The sequence below is a fragment of the Shewanella sp. S1-58-MNA-CIBAN-0166 genome, assembly GCF_040310085.1.
GTDB lineage: Bacteria > Pseudomonadota > Gammaproteobacteria > Enterobacterales > Shewanellaceae > Shewanella.
This window is the reverse complement of record NZ_JBEOPN010000013.1, coordinates 1-16,299: the sequence shown is the minus strand read 5'-3', so window position 1 is coordinate 16,299 and position 16,299 is coordinate 1. Positions and strand designations below refer to the sequence as shown.

Here is a 16,299-nt window from a genome sequence, read left to right as displayed (position 1 = left end):
AATGTTGTGTTTTATTGGTACTATCAGAATATCTTAGTTATATATGCTGGTTAATACTGTGACGAATCCAATGACGACTTCAACTGAGTCAATATCTTCTGCTAAACCTCCTTTAAAACATTCTGTTCTACCTTGGATTTTACAATTTCTGTCTCCTTATCGTATGAAAGTAGTGGCGGCGATTGTATTTCTGTTTATTGGATCGCTGGCATGGTTATCGCTTGGCCAAGGTGTTCGGTTAATGGTCGATGAAGGATTTATTGCCGATAATGCAGGGCGATTGAATGAGATCATGTTGTTTATTATTGCTATTACAGCAATCAGTGGAACTGCGGTTTTCTGTCGTTTTTATCTGATGACTTGGCTTGGCGAGCGGGTCAGTGCGGATATTCGGTTACAGGTTTACAATCATTTATTATCGTTATCGCCAGCTTTTTTTGCGACTCAGCGTACCGGTGAGGTTATTTCACGTTTTACGGCAGACAGTACCTTGTTACAAAGCGTTGTCGGTTCAAGTTTATCTATGGCGTTGCGTTCAAGTGTGACCGTGATTGGTGGCATCGTTATGATGGCGTTTACCAGTGTTAAGTTGACAGCATTAGTGTTGTTAGCCGTTCCTTTGGTATTAGGCCCGGTGATCTTTTTTGGCCGAAAAGTCAGAACCTTGTCGCGTAAAAGTCAAGATAGGGTAGGCGATCTTGGTGCTTATATTGATGAAACCTTACATGAAATTCATACCGTGCAAGCGTATACCCACGAGGCTAAAGACCGCCAGCTATTTGCTGACAGAGTCGAGGCGGTAATGGATGTGGCTAAAGGCCGTATTATGTATCGTGCGCTGCTTATTTCAACGGTAATGTTTTTAAGCATTGCAGCAATTGCTTTTGTTACATGGATTGGGGCGCAAGATGTGATGTCTGGCAGTATCACCGGTGGTGAGCTGTCTGCATTTATGTTTTATGCCGTGATGGTTGCAGGTGCTGTAGCGACCATCAGTGAAGTGTTTAGCGAAATACAACGCGCCTCTGGTGCGGCTGAACGTTTAGTTGAATTAGTCAAAACGCCCGTTGATATACCTCAGCAAGTTGTACCAAATAAGTTATTGTTGCCTGTTAATGGCTTGCTCAGTTTTGATAATGTGTGCTTTGCTTATCCATCTGATCTGGGTCAAGACGTGATCCGCCAATTGTCGATGGACATTGCACCGGGAGAGCGAGTCGCGTTAGTGGGCCCAAGCGGAGCAGGCAAAAGCACCTTATTTGAACTGATGATGCGTTTTTACCAGCCTAAACAGGGGCGGATATTATTAGATGGTATTGATATTTCGACGCTGTCGTTGGCAGATTTACGCCAACAGTATGCTCTTGTGCCGCAAGAGTCGGTGATTTTTGCCATGAACGTACTCGATAATGTGCGTTATGGTCGCTTAGATGCCAGCGATGAAGAGGTGAAACAGGCCTGTATTGCGGCTAAAGCGGATGAGTTTATTCGCGAATTTACTGACGGTTATTCGACTTACTTAGGTGAACGTGGAGTACGTTTGTCTGGCGGGCAAAAGCAACGTATTGCAATCGCAAGAGCGATTCTTGCTGACAGACCAATATTACTACTTGATGAAGCGACGAGTGCGTTAGATGCCATAAGCGAAATCAAAGTAAAACAGGCCCTCGATTCACTTATGGCCAAACGTACCACTGTGATTATTGCCCATCGTTTAGCTACCGTGATCAATGCAGACCGGATTTTCGTGATAGATAAAGGACAACTTATTGCCAGTGGTACTCACAACGAATTAATGGCAAGTAATGAGCTATATCGCGAATTTGCCAGTTTACAGTTATTGATGGATAACGAGCCGTCATAATGGTTACTGCTTGGTGCAGTGATCGTGTCGTTGAGAAATAAAAAAAGATGCCGAAGCATCTTTTTTATTTTCGAATCAATTAACTGTTTCAAATGATGTTAATCGCAGTTTGATAAGCCGTTATTGTTCTGCATTGAGGTTAGTTGCATAGCGTTTTAAGCAAGATAATATCTACTCTACTAGCGCAGTTTTTTTCTTGCTTGTGAAGTTCTTACTTACGTAGCTCTTATAACGTAGCTCTATTTACGTAGTTCTCGACGCAAAATTTTCCCTACAGCACTTTTCGGTAATTGTTCAGTAAACTCAATAATGCGTGGCACTTTATACGCAGTCAGTTGGCTGCGGCAGTAATCATTAATCGCCTGTTTGACCGCCTCGATATCCGCTGGCGGCTGTTTTAATACAATCACGGCTTTTACTGCTTCGCCAGAACGTTCATCTTCAACCCCGACAACAGCACACTCTAAAACTAACTCATTAGTTGAAAGTACGTCTTCAACTTCATTAGGATAGACGTTAAAACCAGAAACAATAATCATGTCTTTTTTACGATCGACAATGGTGTGATAACCATCTTCGCTGGCAATGCCAATATCGCCAGTTTTAAAGAATCCGTCTTTTGTCATGACGTTAGCGGTTTCTTCTGGTTTATTCCAATACCCTTGCATAACTTGCGGACCGCGCACGGCAAGTTCGCCAGCTTGACCGATAGCCACTTCATTATCATCCATATCGAGCACATGAACTTCAGTGCCCAATACCGGTTTACCAATAGTACCAAGGCGTTGATACCCTGGTGCATTAAGGCTGACAACAGGAGATGTTTCAGACAAGCCATAACCTTCTGAAATCATACATTGGGTGGTTTGTTGCCATAAGTTAGCTGCTGCACTCGTTAATGCGGTACCACCCGAAATGGTTATTTTCATTTTACTGAAATCTAAGGCCTTAAATTCCGGCTGATGACATAAGCCAACAAATAGAGTGTTTAAACCCGCAAACCCAGTAAATGGATAGGCTTTCATGGTATTGATTAGCCCTGCAATATCACGAGGATTAGGAATTAATACTGAGCAACTACCTGACTCAAAATACAGCACCAAATTAACCATAAATGCATAGATATGGTAAATCGGTAATGGCGCGACAAATACATCATGTCCTTCGGTCATGGTGCTAGCAATTCGTGATTTTACTTGACCAGAATTAGCCAAAAGGTTGCCATGATTGAGCATAGCGCCTTTTGATAAACCGGTTGTGCCGCCAGTGTATTGCAGAGCAATTAAATCATCATGGTTAGGTTTTATTGACTGATAAGGATGCTTAGCACCTTCAACGAGCACAGAGGTAAATGCCACTTTGTTAAAAGGGGGTTCTGGTTGAGGTTGCGGTTGAATAAGATCCATTGCGTGGGTCGAAATCACCAACTCTACTGTTGTTTTGTCGATCACGTTAGTTAATGTGGGTAGTAAATCCGACAATACGACTAAGGCTTTTGCCCCTGAGTCGTTAAATTGGTGAATGAGTTCACGCTCGGTGTACATCGGATTGGTATTGACTAGCACCATACCGGCTCGAATTACCCCATAAGCCGCAATCACAAACTGAGTAATATTAGGCAACTGTATCGCTACTCTGTCGCCAGGTTGCAATGAAGTGCTGTGTTGCAAATAACTGGCAAAATGGCGCGAGCCTTGTTCTATTTCACGAAAACTAGTGCTTTTCCCAAGACATGCATATGCAATATTGTCTGCATACTTGTCACAAGCTTTTTCGATCAAATCAACTATGGATGTGTATTGGTGTAAATCAAGTACTGAATCTGCATCATAAGCCATGCATACCACCTTAGATATTTTTGGTTATTATTATAAATCAAACGTCCGTTTAGATTATTTTTACTAACCTACACGGGTCAATATCAATTGGCAAAGGTTCACTGAAATTGAATCAATATTAGATTACTCGTTTAATACATCACCATCAAAACACGATTTTTTGTGTAAACTAATGGTTACACTTGTGTTTTGTGTTGATTTAGTTAAAAAAGTTTACTTCTAGTAAATAATTCGATTTGTGACCTATATCACTAAAAATCAACTGCTTAGAGCATTTTTTTATAAATTGCTATTTAGCGCTTACTTATTTATCCCAAAAAGTGTTAGCAATTGTTTTTCAATTGTTATAAAAATGTAGTTGAGATAGGGAGTATTTCGATAGGGATAGACGTGTTTTTCATTCATTTTGTGAGAAACATCGTCGACAAACAACAATAATAAGCAGTTGAGAACATAATAATGATGCAATCAAAAAAATCTAAATTTGGTATCAGCTCTTTGAGCTTAGCCATTTCATTTGCACTTGCCGGATCTGTAGTTAGCACTCAAGCATTCGCAGCCGATGAAGAAGTTGCAAAGAAAGAAAACGTTGAAAAAATCGCAGTCGTGGGTTCTCGTGCGGCACCTCGTTCAATTGGTGACTCACCAGTTCCAATTGATATCATCAGCAGTGATGATTTAAAGAAAAACGGTTCGACTGACATGATCGACATGTTAGTAACATCAGTGCCTTCTTTTAACTCTCGAGCACAACCTATTAGTGATGCTGCAACGCTAGTTCGTCCGGTTAACTTACGTGGTTTACCGTCTGACAGTACGCTTATTTTGGTTAACGGCAAACGCCGTCATCGTGCGTCAGTTATTGCTTTCCAAGGTGGTGGCATTAACGATGGTGCACAAGGTCCAGATATATCTGTTATTCCTGGTGTGGCATTAAAGCAAGTTGAAGTATTACGTGACGGAGCTGCTGCTCAGTATGGTTCGGATGCGATTGCTGGTGTAATGAACTTCGTATTAAAAGATGCTTCTGAAGGTGGTTCTATCACTGTCAGCCAAGGTGAATACTACGAAGGTGACGGCGCAGCAACCACAATTGACGGTAACATTGGTTTACCTTTGACTGATGATGGCTTTGTTAACATCAGTGCACAATATAAAACGGCAGATGCGACTAGCCGCAGTGTACAGCGTCCAGATGCAGCAGCTATCGCTGATGCGGGTAATACCTCAATTCTTAATCCAGCACAAACTTGGGGTAACCCTGAGATCAATGATGATTTTACTGTATTCGTAAACTCCGGTTTTGATATTAACGACAATACCCATTTGTATGCGTTCGGTAACGTGTCATCACGTGAAGCAACTGGTGGTTTCTATTATCGTAACCCGCATAACCGCGGTAACGTTTATTCTGTAGATGGCGGCGAAAGTTTATTAGTCGGGGATGTTGGTTTGGCTACCGATGGGGTAGCAACATGTAACAACATGAATGTCCCTATTCCTAAAATAGATATCGATGGTGATGGCATTCCAGATCAAGACGGAAACGTGTTGGGTACTGACGCTTATCAAGCAATGGTTGCCGATCCTAACTGTTTCTCTATGAACCAAGTTCGTCCAGGCGGGTATACACCTCAGTTCACCGGTAAAATTGAAGATATGTCTTTCTTCGCTGGTGTAAAAGGCGAGTCTGGCGAGTGGATGTATGATGTGAGCGCAGGTACGGGCAGTAACAAAGCCAGCTTTGGTTTAAAGAACTCATTAAACCCATCAATGGGTTTAGATACACCAACTGACTTTGATACTGGTTCATACGAGCAAGTAGAAACAACTTTTAATGCTGATTTTAGTCGATTCGTTACTATTGGTAGCTTAGAAGACATTAGCTTTGCTACTGGTTTTGAATGGCGTGAAGAGTCATTTGAGATTGGTCAAGGTGATGAAGCTTCATGGATTGCAGGTCCTTATGCTGATCAAGGCTTCAACATTGGCTCACACGGCTTTAAAGGTTTTGGTCCAGAATCAGCCGGTAAAAATGACCGAAGCAACATTGGTGTTTATACCGATATTGAAGCGTATTTAACCGAAGACTTATTATTAGGCTTTGCACTTCGTTATGAAAATTTCTCTACTTTTGGTGACACATTAAACTACAAGTTAACAGCGCAGTATGTTGCAACCGATGAATTATCATTCCGTGCATCGCACAGTACTGGTTTCCGTGCGCCAACCGTTGGTCAAGAAAACGTAGTTAACACTCAAACATCGATTGTTAACGGTGACTTGATTCAAACCTTCATTGCTCCACCAACAAATCCATTAGCGGCTTTCTATGGTGGTGAAGTACTTAATCCTGAAGAGTCTGTTAGCTATGCAGCAGGTTTTGTATACCAATATGATAACTTGTTCCTAACTGTTGATTACTACAACATTGAAGTAACTGGTCGTATTGCACAATCTAGCCAAATTTCGGTTGAAGCTAGTGACTACGATGCATTACGTGCCGCTGGTGTTGAGTTCCCTGAGTTGATTTCTGCGGTAACCTTCTACACTAATGATTTTGATACAACGACTCAAGGTGTTGATGTTGTAGCGTCTTATACTACAGAAATGTTATCAGGTGATGCGAAATTCAGTTTAGCCTACGGTTGGACTGATACCAGTGTTGATAAATATGACCCTGAAACAACTGATGCAGGTAAAGTTCGTCGTTTAGAAGATGGTATTCCTGCACACCGTGCAACCCTTACTTGGGGCCAAAGCTGGGATGATTTAAGCATGTCAGTTCGTGGTAATATGTTTGGTGAGTACTACGCTACACACGCTGATGATACTTCTGATTGGGGTTCTGAGGTGGCAGATGCTGCTGTGACTATCGATCTTGAAGTGAGCTATGCGGTACTTGATAACTTAACGGTATCAGTTGGCGCAAACAATATCTTCGATCAAGAAGCGCAGAAGCTAAAAGATGGCACTCTGGGTGAATTAGGTGCGGTGTACTACGAAAGTGGTCCATTTGATTACAACGGTGGTTTCTACTACGGCCGTGTTAATTACCGCTTCTAAGCGTTAGCGACATTCAATAACTAAATCAATAACTAAAAAGACTGCTTCGGCAGTCTTTTTTATTGTGAAAGTTTTCTAGGCTTTTTGCTTGAAGATTACATATTCTGTTTTGAAGATTAAGTATCTTACTTGACGACTAAAGCTAATGCTCGATACACATCGTCGATAATCAGCGCTTTGGGCAACTCAATGCCTTCTGGGTAAGACGGGGCATAGATTTTATTAAACGGCGTACCAGCAACTGCCTGTTGCCCCATATACTGTTCAATGACGGTATCGGCTTGAGTCCAATTACCTTGCATGAGAATAATGTGTGGCTGGTTTAATTTATTTACGACTTGTTCGCGATGAAGTACGTTGGCTTTATTTGTTTGGCAGGGAACACACCAGTCGGCTGTAATATCAACAAACACAATATTACCTTGTTTAACATAGGCGGCAATTTTTTCAGGTTCAAGTGGTTGCCAATTCAATGTTTGATATGCTTGATAGTTTTCACCTTTATTAACAAATGCAATGATCCCCGCAAAACAGATCCCCATCAAAATGAGCATGACTATCACTAAGGTCGGAATCGATTTTCCTTTTATTTTAGCCCAAATCAATATTACTACGGCAATAAAAATAACCAAGAGTAATATCAGCATTAATGTCGTCATAGGTTTCCTCTGTAAATACGTTATTATACTCATCCATATAAGTGACGATACATTAACAACGCATACTTAACTGGTTGTTAAAATGTATTTTTGCAAAATATTAATAACTGGATAGTTGCAAATAAAGGAGTGTTATGACGTTAAGTGCTTGGCTGGGATTATTAGCGATATGCTGTTTGGGTGCCATGTCTCCAGGCCCGAGTTTAGCCATGGTAGTGAGGCATACACTCAGTGGTGGAAGATTACACGGCATAGTATGTGCTTGGGCGCATTCAATTGGTATCGGTGTGTATGCGCTGGTGACTCTATTGGGTTTGGCTGCAATATTAAAAGCATCACCATTAATGTTTAATGCCATTGCGATAATCGGAGCAATTTACTTAGCTTGGATGGGTATTCAAGCTCTTGGTTCCAAAGGCGGGATGCAGCAAAAATTAGCCGCTGGGGAAGCCACTAGTTTATGGATTGCAGCTCGTGATGGACTCGCTATTTCACTGCTTAACCCTAAAATATTATTATTTTTTCTAGCCTTATTTAGTCAGTTTGTCTTGGCAGCACAAACGACCACTGGCCAAGCATTGATTGTATTTACCCCGCTAATTATTGATGGCTTGTGGTATACCGTTATTGCATTCGTGTTATCACATTCTGCTGTATTACCTAAGTTACGAGAAAAGGCAAAACTGATTGATAGGCTCTCAGGTATTGTATTGATTTTGCTTTCTATTAGGGTTATTTACACGTTGTTATAGTACTGGCATCTACTCGGTTAACAGTGATTAATTATGTTGGTTATGCATAGGTTTATTTGTTAAAGCGAACAGCGACAATAGTATGCGGTGAGCGGGGAGTGTTAAATGTGCTTTATTTTAAAAAGTAATCCCCACCAGATGTGCGGTAGGGATTATTGATTAACGGCTAATTATCAGTGACGTTGTTAGCGAATGCTAGGCACCTTTGAACATTTGTACGCTATCATCGCTTTTCTGCTCTTGTTGCGGTGCTGCTACAGGAGGATTAGCAATATGATCTTCTAAGTTTTCTTTTAACATGGCTTTAAATTCATCAGAAAACCAAGCTAATGCATGATCTTTTTCAGCGGCAAGATCAGCTGATTTAATTGAGGCTTCGAACGCATTAAAGCGTGCTGAAGCAAATCTCATTGCCGTACCCACTTTACCAATATCATTTTCTTGTTGGCTTAGTTGATTGGCTAGGGCAATAAATTGGTCAGCTATTTGATACATTGTTAATTCTGTTTTGGCTTCAGACATCAGATCCACTTTTTTGTGAGTTAATTTTCCATTGAGTGTAACGTCTTTATTGGAAAATATCAGGTAAAAAATTAGCTATTGGGATCTGAATCTACCAAGACTTGGCCGTTACGTGAGTCATAATATATCGACATAAGTGATAGCAAGTTGTAGTTATATCGGCATTGATCTGGATTGATATATTCGGCTTGGTAATCAGATGAACCTTTATCGGTACTGATAGAAACGCTTGGACCATCCATCAACAGAGTCGGCCAGACGGAAAGGCAGTCATTAACATTATTCAGTCTTGGAGAGGCTTCGTAAGGTGGATAATTTTGCGCAGGATAGCCCCATTGGTTCATATCCAGTTCGCCATCGGTTCCAGCTTGACTGAAAATTGCTAAATTATCTGCTGGGCCTGAATACCCCATCGCGGCCCATTTTAAATGAGCCAAGGTTATTGCTGAAGAAAATGCCCCGCCAGTTGCTTTTACACTGGCTATTTTAGCGTCTTGGCCTAAATCGATGAACTTAGGCAAAGCGATAATTGCGATGATCCCAAGTATGATAATAACAACGACAAGTTCAATAAGGGTAAAACCGTTATTAGCAGTGCTTTTGTTATTATGTAATGGCATCATATTATTCATAAGGGTGATTAATCTGTTAATAGTAAACCAAAGACTAAGCAGTTCACAAATTTGTCGTTTTCATTTAAGGAATACATCGAATGACTTCCCATTGGCAAGAGCTGTTTGAGCAACAACAATCGCAGGCATATTATCAACATTTGCAACACTTTATAGCCTCACAAAGAGCCGATAATAAAACTGTTTATCCGCCTGATGATGAAGTATTCGCGGCTTTTGATTTAACACCGCTGTCAGAGGTTAAAGTCGTGATACTGGGGCAAGACCCTTACCATGGACCTAATCAAGCTCATGGGCTTTCTTTTTCGGTTAAAAATGGCATTAAACCGCCACCATCACTAGCGAATATCTATAAAGAGTTAACCAATGATATTGAAGGCTTTGTGACTCCCGAACATGGCAATTTAACCTCTTGGGCTAAGCAAGGCGTTTTATTATTGAATACGGTATTAACGGTAGAGCAGGGGTTGGCTCATTCACATGCTAAATCTGGTTGGGAGACATTTACTAATAATGTATTGCAGCGATTAAACCAACAATCTTCGCCGATTATATTTGTGTGTTGGGGTAATCATGCTATCAAGAAAGGTCATCTGATCACGGCTGCGCATCATCATGTATTCAACGGCCCACATCCATCGCCATTATCTGCTTACCGAGGCTTTTTTGGTTGCGGTCATTTTTCAAGCATTAATCAATTATTAATTGAACAAGGCAATTCAGCCATAAATTGGCAAGTTTGATCATAAAAAAAGGTGTGAATTGAGTATTCACACCTTTTTATGCATCAACATCAAAAAATGAATTCATGATTGATTGTGGTAGTTACTAACTAATTGTTACTAACTACTATTAATTACTATTAACTGCTGCGATTAACTGACAAATGAGCTAACGAAATGAGTGCTTGCTTGTAGTTACTGTCAGGAAAAACACTGAGTGCATCTATGGCCTTCTGTGCTTCTGCTTGAGCTTTATCCTGAGTATAAACTAATGCGCCAGACTCCTCTAACGCCACCAAAATTTCATCAATTGCTTTGGTGCCATCACTTTGCTCAATTGCATCTCGAATGAGTTTTTTAGCCGTGTCAGATCCGTTTTCCATGGCATAGATTAGCGGTAATGTTGGTTTGCCTTCAGCAAGGTCATCACCGATGTTTTTACCTAGTTCGTCAGCGTTAGCAGTGTAATCCAGTAAATCATCCGTTAATTGAAAAGCTGTGCCGAGGTATTTACCGTAATCAGCTAATGCTTGTTCTTGCTCAGCGCTCACATTGGCTAAAACACCGGCTAACTGAGTTGCCGCTTCAAACAATTTTGCGGTTTTACAGTAGATCACCCGCATGTAGTTTGCTTCGGTGGTATCAGGGTCATTACAGTTCATCAACTGTAAAACTTCACCTTCGGCAAGTACGTTAGTGGTATGGGCAAGGACTTGCAGTACTTTCATGTTATCGAGCTCGGTCATCATTTGAAATGAACGAGTATATAAAAAGTCACCTACTAGTACGCTAGCACTATTACCAAATAAGGCATTGGCGGTTTCACGGCCGCGACGCAATGTCGACTCATCAACAACATCATCATGTAACAAAGACGCAGTATGGATAAACTCGATGATCGCCGCGAGTTTAAGGTGATGTTCACCTTGGTAGTCAACGGTTCGTGCGGCTAATACTGATAATAACGGACGTAAACGCTTACCACCGCCATTGATAATGTAAAAGCCTAATTGATTAATTAGGGCTACATCAGATTCAAGTTGTTTGTATATCAGCTGATTGACTGCTTGCATATCAGTGTCAGCCAGTTGACGAATGGCGTTTAAATCCATAATAGTCTCTGGTTGTTGGGCGACAGGCTTGCACCCTTAATTAGTCATATCGAATTAGAGCGCATATCTTACAGGATATCAGTGCTATTTTTCAAAGTATGTATTTCCACAATTGAACATACAGAATCCTGATTTTACGATAGTTAGTAGGATTCTGACCAATTTAATTATAAAACTTAGGTATAAATTAACATGGCCATGTTAACTAAATTTTAAAGAAGGCACATTAGCTATTAATGAATAGTGTGCAGTGATGAGGTCTTTTTTATTTGATAGTGAATTAAGACTTGCCTGATGATAATTCTTCGCGTAGAATCCGCGCCCATTGTCATTAAAAGTTTTTTAGCACCTAGTCTCGTCAATAATATGAGTTAGTGTGTTAGTCATTTGGAGTAAAATAGCCATGTATGCTGTTTTTCAAAGTGGCGGAAAGCAACACCGTGTTGCTGAAGGTCATACAGTTCGTTTAGAAAAATTAGAAGTTGCTACTGGTGAAACCATAGAATTCGATCAAGTTTTGTTGATCGCTGATGGTGAAACAGTACACGTTGGAGCTCCTTTAGTTGCTGGCGGTAAAGTCGTAGCTGAAGTAGTTGGCCACGGTCGCGGCGAAAAGGTAACTATTATCAAGTTCCGTCGTCGTAAGCATCACGATAAGAAGATGGGCCACCGTCAGTGGTTCACCGAAGTTAAAATCACTGCGATTAGCGCATAATTTAGGAGTCTAACTCATGGCACATAAAAAAGCTGGCGGTAGTACTCGTAACGGCCGCGATTCGGAAAGTAAACGTCTTGGTGTTAAGCGTTTTGGTGGTGAATCAGTTCTAGCTGGTAACATTATCGTTCGTCAACGTGGTACTAAGTTCCACGCTGGTGTAAACGTAGGTATTGGTCGTGACCATACTTTGTTTGCATTAACAGACGGTAAAGTAAAGTTTCAAGTTAAAGGTCCTAATAACCGTAAGTTTATTAGCATCGAAGCTTAATTCTTTCTAAGCTAGATCTCGAAAGCCCTGCCTATGGTGGGGCTTTTGTGTTTTTTATATCATTAAACTGTTATTGATAGTTTAATGATTTTGTTTATATGCAGTAGGCGATATCGTGATGAATGCTATCTTCAGCGCTTTCCTGCAAATTCCAGTGATTTGGGATTATAATTACAGATTAAGTGGCGTCAGGAGTCAGTATGAAGTTTGTTGATGAAGCGAATATTCGCGTAGAAGCAGGTGACGGCGGAAGCGGTTGCGTGAGTTTTAGACGCGAAAAATATGTTCCAGATGGTGGTCCAGATGGTGGTGACGGTGGCGATGGCGGCAGTGTATATCTGCAAGCTAACGAAAACTTGAACACGCTGATTGATTATCGTTTTACTCGTTTTCATATGGCTGAACGTGGCACCAATGGTCGTGGCCGTGATTGTACCGGACATGGTGGTAGTGATTTGGTTCTGCAAGTACCAGTAGGTACTCGTGCTATCGATCAAGAAACAGAAGAGTCACTTGGCGATCTTACTGTAAATGGACAAAAGCTGCTTGTTGCTAAAGGTGGTTTCCACGGTTTAGGTAACACCCGTTTTAAAAGTAGTACTAACCGTGCTCCGCGCCAAAAGACATTAGGTACCCCTGGTGAAGTACGCTCAATTAAACTTGAGTTATTGTTACTTGCTGATGTGGGTTTACTAGGGATGCCAAACGCAGGTAAATCAACCTTTATCCGCTCTGTATCACGTGCGACGCCTAAAGTTGCGGATTATCCGTTTACGACTTTAGTGCCAAACCTTGGTGTGGTTAATCCGCGTCCAGGTCAAAGCTTTGTTATTGCCGATATCCCAGGTCTAATTGAAGGTGCTGCTGAAGGTGCCGGCTTAGGTATTCGTTTCTTAAAGCATCTTGAACGTTGCCGTATGTTGTTACACATTATCGACATCGAACCTATTGATGGCGTAGACCCAGTTTATTCTGCTCGTGCAATTGTCGGTGAACTTGAAAAATACTCTCCAAAACTAGCGGCAAAACCGCGTTGGTTAGTGTTTAATAAAACTGATTTACTGCTAGATGAAGAGATACAAGCTAAAATCGATCGTATTGTCAAAGAGTTAGATTGGCAGGGTGATGTTTATACTATGTCAGCTTACAATCGAACTGGTACTGAAGAGCTAAGCATTAAGATGCTTGACTACATTAGAAGTTTACCGGCTATTGTGGAAGAAATTACCGCTGATGCTGACGTTGAGTTTAAATGGGATAATTACCATAGCGCTGAAGATGAAAACGCTAATGAAAATTATGATGATGACTTTGACGAAGATTTTGATGATGATGACTATGATGTAGAAGTCATCTATCAACGTTAAAGAGCTCATTTGAGGACGTCGTGTACGAAGATAGCCAAAATGAAATTACCCGCCTTGTAGTACGCTGTGCGCAGCTACTACTGGCATATGGTGCTGAGTCTGATCTCGTTGAAGAGATTAGTCAGCGCCTTGGTAAAGCACTCGGTATTGCTAGCATTGAATTATCAATATCATCCAATGCATTAGTATTAACTAGCTTGGTACACGGTAGATGCATTACCACAACCCGTCGTATTCGTGCTCATGGCATTAATATGATGGTGATTTGTGAGCTTCAACGAATTTGCATACTAGCCGAAAAAGGTATTTATGGTGCCAATGAAGTTCGTAGACGCCTCGCTCATATTTCTCCTAAAACATACCCCGCAATTGCCGTAGTTCCTATGATAGGTTTGTCGTGCGCAAGTTTCTGTCATTTATTTGATGGCGACATGATGGCATGCTTGATCACATTTTTTGCCTCAGCGGTTGGAATGATAGTACGCCTTTTTCTGGCATCTCGACATTTCAATTTATTGGTTAACTTCTCACTGACTGCATTTGTGATCACGGCTATAGCTCAAATCGGCTATCTTGGATCTATCTCCGAAACACCTCAAGCAGCAATGGCGGCCAGCGTGTTGATGCTAGTACCAGGGTTTCCGTTGATTAATGCAATTTCGGATATGGTCAAAGGTCACATGAATGTGGGTATTTCCCGCTGGGGTCATGCAACCCTATTAACTTTAGCATCGGTTATTGGTATTACCATTGCGATGCAAATGGGAGGGATATTTTAATGTTATCCTTTCTAAGTTTATTGCTGCATGATGCCTTTTTTTCGGCGATACCTGCGGTCGGTTTTGCGATGGTGTTTAATGTCCCTAAACGCTATTTAATTTATTGTGCCATCGCAGGTGCTATTGGCCACAGCTCAAGAACTTTCTTATTACATTTTTCAATGCCAATTGAATGGGCGACATTTATCGCCGCAGCTATTGTTGGCTTGATTACTATTCAGTTTGCCAAACGTCACCTTGCTCCACCATTGATGTACGCTGTTGCTGCCATTATTCCAATGGTACCAGGAACGTATGCATTCAATACTGTCATTGCATTAATTCAACTCACAGCACAGAGTCAGGTTAGTCCCGAACTCACAGCTCAGGTCATCGTCAACGGTTTAAAAACAGTATTTATCTTAGGTGCGCTGGCGGTAGGGTTAGCGTTACCAAGTTTGCTTTACTACCGTAACAGACCAATTATTTAACCATAAGGATTTTGCTTCAATGCGTATCGCAATGATTGCCGCAATGGCCAACAATAGAGTTATAGGTAAAGACAATAAAATGCCTTGGCATTTACCTGAAGATTTACGCCACTTTAAAGCGATGACCTTGTCAAAACCTGTTGTTATGGGGCGCAAAACCTATGAGTCAATTGGTCGACCATTGCCCGGGCGCCACAATATAGTGATTAGCCGTAATAGTCAGTTGAGTATTGAAGGTGTTACCTGTGTAAAAAGTTTCGATGAAGCTATCACTGCAGCGGGTGATTGTGAAGAAATGGTGGTGATTGGTGGTGGTCAACTTTATCAACAACTATTGCCTCAAGCTGACGTATTATATCTAACGTTAATTGATGTCGATGTAGAGGGTGACACGGTATTTCCTGCCTGGGATGATGGTTCTTGGGATTTACAGAACTCAGTAACTGCAACAAACGACAAAGGATTGCAATATAGCTTTAACACTTTAGTTAAAAAGTGTTAAATTAGTCGGGTTTACCCCTGAAATTAATATGTAAAAGTGATCTAAATCATGATCTCTATACATAGTTATATAACTATAAAATATAAAGGAGTGTCAGATGCGTCTATTGCCTGTAGCTATTGCAGCCCTGATTGCAGCATCTTTTGTGTCAGCCCCTGCTATCGCCGATACAGATCAATTAGTTGCAAATATTTGTGATTATGTGAAATCAGACGACAAAAGCCGTTTACGTAAGAAGATGAAAGAAAGTCGTGTTAAATTACGTAATGTTTATTCAGGCATTTCTTGTGATGGCAGCAGTTTATTGCGTACTGCCTACAATTCAAATGCTAATGATGTCGGTGAGTTTATCGCAAAGCGTCTACCTTCAAGTGATTTAGCTATTCCTGAGGCTGATGGCAAAACCATTCTAGATTGGGCAGCTGCTAATGGTCATGACGGTAGCCCGATTACTGCCGCGATTAAAGACCGAGTTGGTGGCTAATCCTGGCGATGTGTCATCGTTGAGTCAGTCAATGTAATTAGAAATGCCGATAAGTAATTATCGGCATTTTTTATGTCGATAATTTACCCATTAGGTTGATTAGCAATGACGGATTACATTCGCCTTATATTTATTTGTTGTTTGCTTTCAATTTTCAGCCTGTTTACTGATAACTTGCTACTTACTGCGACCTATCTGCACATCAATTTGAGTCTAAAATCCATGTTCTATTAATGCCAGACAAGCCATTGGTTTCTGCCTGGCGTCACCAATTACAATCAAGGTTACCACACGCGTGAGTTGATAGTTGAAAGCGTGCTTTGTGGCTGTTCAGCGACTAGTTTAGACATAATATTTTGCTTGTTATAAATCGATTTATTTCATTTACCATCAGAGTGTCAGTTACTCGTAATCAAATATTACAGGCAATAAAAAAGGCCCACTAAGGGCCTTTTGTGAATACTAACTTAACCTGAACTCGGGATAAGAATTGAACTAAACGCCCTCTTTACGATCAGATCTTTCGACCAAGAAGGATTTAATC

General features: G+C 41.0%; 16 protein-coding genes. 11 read left to right on the top strand and 5 right to left on the bottom strand.

The annotated features are described in order from the left end of the window. The first annotated feature begins 70 nt into the window (after nucleotides 1–70). Complete coding sequence (locus AAEY99_RS09800) at nucleotides 71–1,864, top strand: ABC transporter transmembrane domain-containing protein (RefSeq protein WP_351010322.1); 1,794 nt, start codon at nucleotides 71–73, stop codon at nucleotides 1,862–1,864. A gap of 239 nt (nucleotides 1,865–2,103) precedes the next feature. On the opposite strand, the gene AAEY99_RS09795 is transcribed toward AAEY99_RS09800, so the two are convergent. Continuing rightward, the gene (locus tag AAEY99_RS09795; RefSeq protein ID WP_351010321.1) at nucleotides 2,104–3,702 is read right to left on the bottom strand and encodes an AMP-binding protein; all 1,599 of its coding nucleotides are present in this window, start codon (nucleotides 3,700–3,702) and stop codon (nucleotides 2,104–2,106) included. A gap of 459 nt (nucleotides 3,703–4,161) precedes the next feature. On the opposite strand from AAEY99_RS09795, the gene AAEY99_RS09790 reads away from it, so the two are divergent. Next, on the top strand, nucleotides 4,162–6,768 hold the full coding sequence (locus AAEY99_RS09790; protein WP_192114344.1) for a TonB-dependent receptor plug domain-containing protein: 2,607 nt from the start codon (nucleotides 4,162–4,164) through the stop codon (nucleotides 6,766–6,768). 125 nt (nucleotides 6,769–6,893) lie between these two features. On the opposite strand, the gene AAEY99_RS09785 is transcribed toward AAEY99_RS09790, so the two are convergent. Next, the gene (locus tag AAEY99_RS09785) at nucleotides 6,894–7,427 is read right to left on the bottom strand and encodes a thioredoxin family protein (RefSeq protein ID WP_101088741.1); all 534 of its coding nucleotides are present in this window, start codon (nucleotides 7,425–7,427) and stop codon (nucleotides 6,894–6,896) included. Between the two features lie 134 nt (nucleotides 7,428–7,561). Between AAEY99_RS09785 and AAEY99_RS09780 the strand changes: the two genes are divergently transcribed. After that, on the top strand, nucleotides 7,562–8,179 hold the full coding sequence (locus AAEY99_RS09780; protein ID WP_162023756.1) for a LysE family translocator: 618 nt from the start codon (nucleotides 7,562–7,564) through the stop codon (nucleotides 8,177–8,179). Nucleotides 8,180–8,374: 195 nt separating this feature from the next. Here AAEY99_RS09780 and AAEY99_RS09775 read toward each other — a convergent pair whose 3' ends face one another. Next, nucleotides 8,375–8,701, bottom strand: a complete 327-nt coding sequence (locus tag AAEY99_RS09775; protein WP_101088743.1) for a DUF3144 domain-containing protein — start codon at nucleotides 8,699–8,701, stop codon at nucleotides 8,375–8,377. Nucleotides 8,702–8,772: 71 nt separating this feature from the next. Then, nucleotides 8,773–9,324: a prepilin-type N-terminal cleavage/methylation domain-containing protein gene (locus AAEY99_RS09770; RefSeq protein WP_409085818.1), complete on the bottom strand. Its 552-nt coding sequence runs from the start codon at nucleotides 9,322–9,324 to the stop codon at nucleotides 8,773–8,775. An 89-nt stretch (nucleotides 9,325–9,413) separates the two neighbouring features. On the opposite strand from AAEY99_RS09770, the gene ung reads away from it, so the two are divergent. Beyond that, nucleotides 9,414–10,076, top strand: coding sequence for a uracil-DNA glycosylase (gene ung / locus AAEY99_RS09765; RefSeq protein WP_335692408.1), 663 nt, complete (start codon nucleotides 9,414–9,416; stop codon nucleotides 10,074–10,076). Between the two features lie 119 nt (nucleotides 10,077–10,195). Here ung and ispB read toward each other — a convergent pair whose 3' ends face one another. Continuing rightward, nucleotides 10,196–11,167 (bottom strand): octaprenyl diphosphate synthase, encoded by a 972-nt coding sequence (gene ispB, locus AAEY99_RS09760; protein WP_182744166.1) that lies wholly within the window; start codon nucleotides 11,165–11,167, stop codon nucleotides 10,196–10,198. Between the two features lie 403 nt (nucleotides 11,168–11,570). Between ispB and rplU the strand changes: the two genes are divergently transcribed. The 7 genes from rplU (at nucleotide 11,571) to AAEY99_RS09725 (ending at nucleotide 15,755) form a co-directional block, all read left to right on the top strand. Then, the gene (gene rplU, locus AAEY99_RS09755) at nucleotides 11,571–11,882 is read left to right on the top strand and encodes a 50S ribosomal protein L21 (RefSeq protein ID WP_101088747.1); all 312 of its coding nucleotides are present in this window, start codon (nucleotides 11,571–11,573) and stop codon (nucleotides 11,880–11,882) included. Nucleotides 11,883–11,898: 16 nt separating this feature from the next. Beyond that, a complete protein-coding gene (gene rpmA, locus AAEY99_RS09750) occupies nucleotides 11,899–12,153 on the top strand; it encodes a 50S ribosomal protein L27 (RefSeq protein WP_011638531.1) in 255 nt (84 codons plus the stop codon). A gap of 200 nt (nucleotides 12,154–12,353) precedes the next feature. Next, a complete protein-coding gene (cgtA, locus tag AAEY99_RS09745; protein WP_011638530.1) occupies nucleotides 12,354–13,520 on the top strand; it encodes an Obg family GTPase CgtA in 1,167 nt (388 codons plus the stop codon). A gap of 20 nt (nucleotides 13,521–13,540) precedes the next feature. Next, nucleotides 13,541–14,299, top strand: a complete 759-nt coding sequence (locus AAEY99_RS09740) for a threonine/serine exporter family protein (RefSeq protein ID WP_101088748.1) — start codon at nucleotides 13,541–13,543, stop codon at nucleotides 14,297–14,299. Continuing rightward, entirely contained in the window at nucleotides 14,299–14,769 is a 471-nt protein-coding gene (locus AAEY99_RS09735; RefSeq protein WP_101088749.1) for a threonine/serine exporter family protein, read from the top strand. The genes AAEY99_RS09740 and AAEY99_RS09735 overlap by 1 nt, the downstream gene beginning before the upstream one ends. Nucleotides 14,770–14,788: 19 nt before the next feature. Next, complete coding sequence (gene folA, locus AAEY99_RS09730) at nucleotides 14,789–15,271, top strand: type 3 dihydrofolate reductase (protein WP_101088750.1); 483 nt, start codon at nucleotides 14,789–14,791, stop codon at nucleotides 15,269–15,271. A gap of 97 nt (nucleotides 15,272–15,368) precedes the next feature. After that, the gene (locus tag AAEY99_RS09725) at nucleotides 15,369–15,755 is read left to right on the top strand and encodes a DUF3718 domain-containing protein (RefSeq protein ID WP_101088751.1); all 387 of its coding nucleotides are present in this window, start codon (nucleotides 15,369–15,371) and stop codon (nucleotides 15,753–15,755) included. The last annotated feature ends 544 nt before the right edge of the window (nucleotides 15,756–16,299 follow it).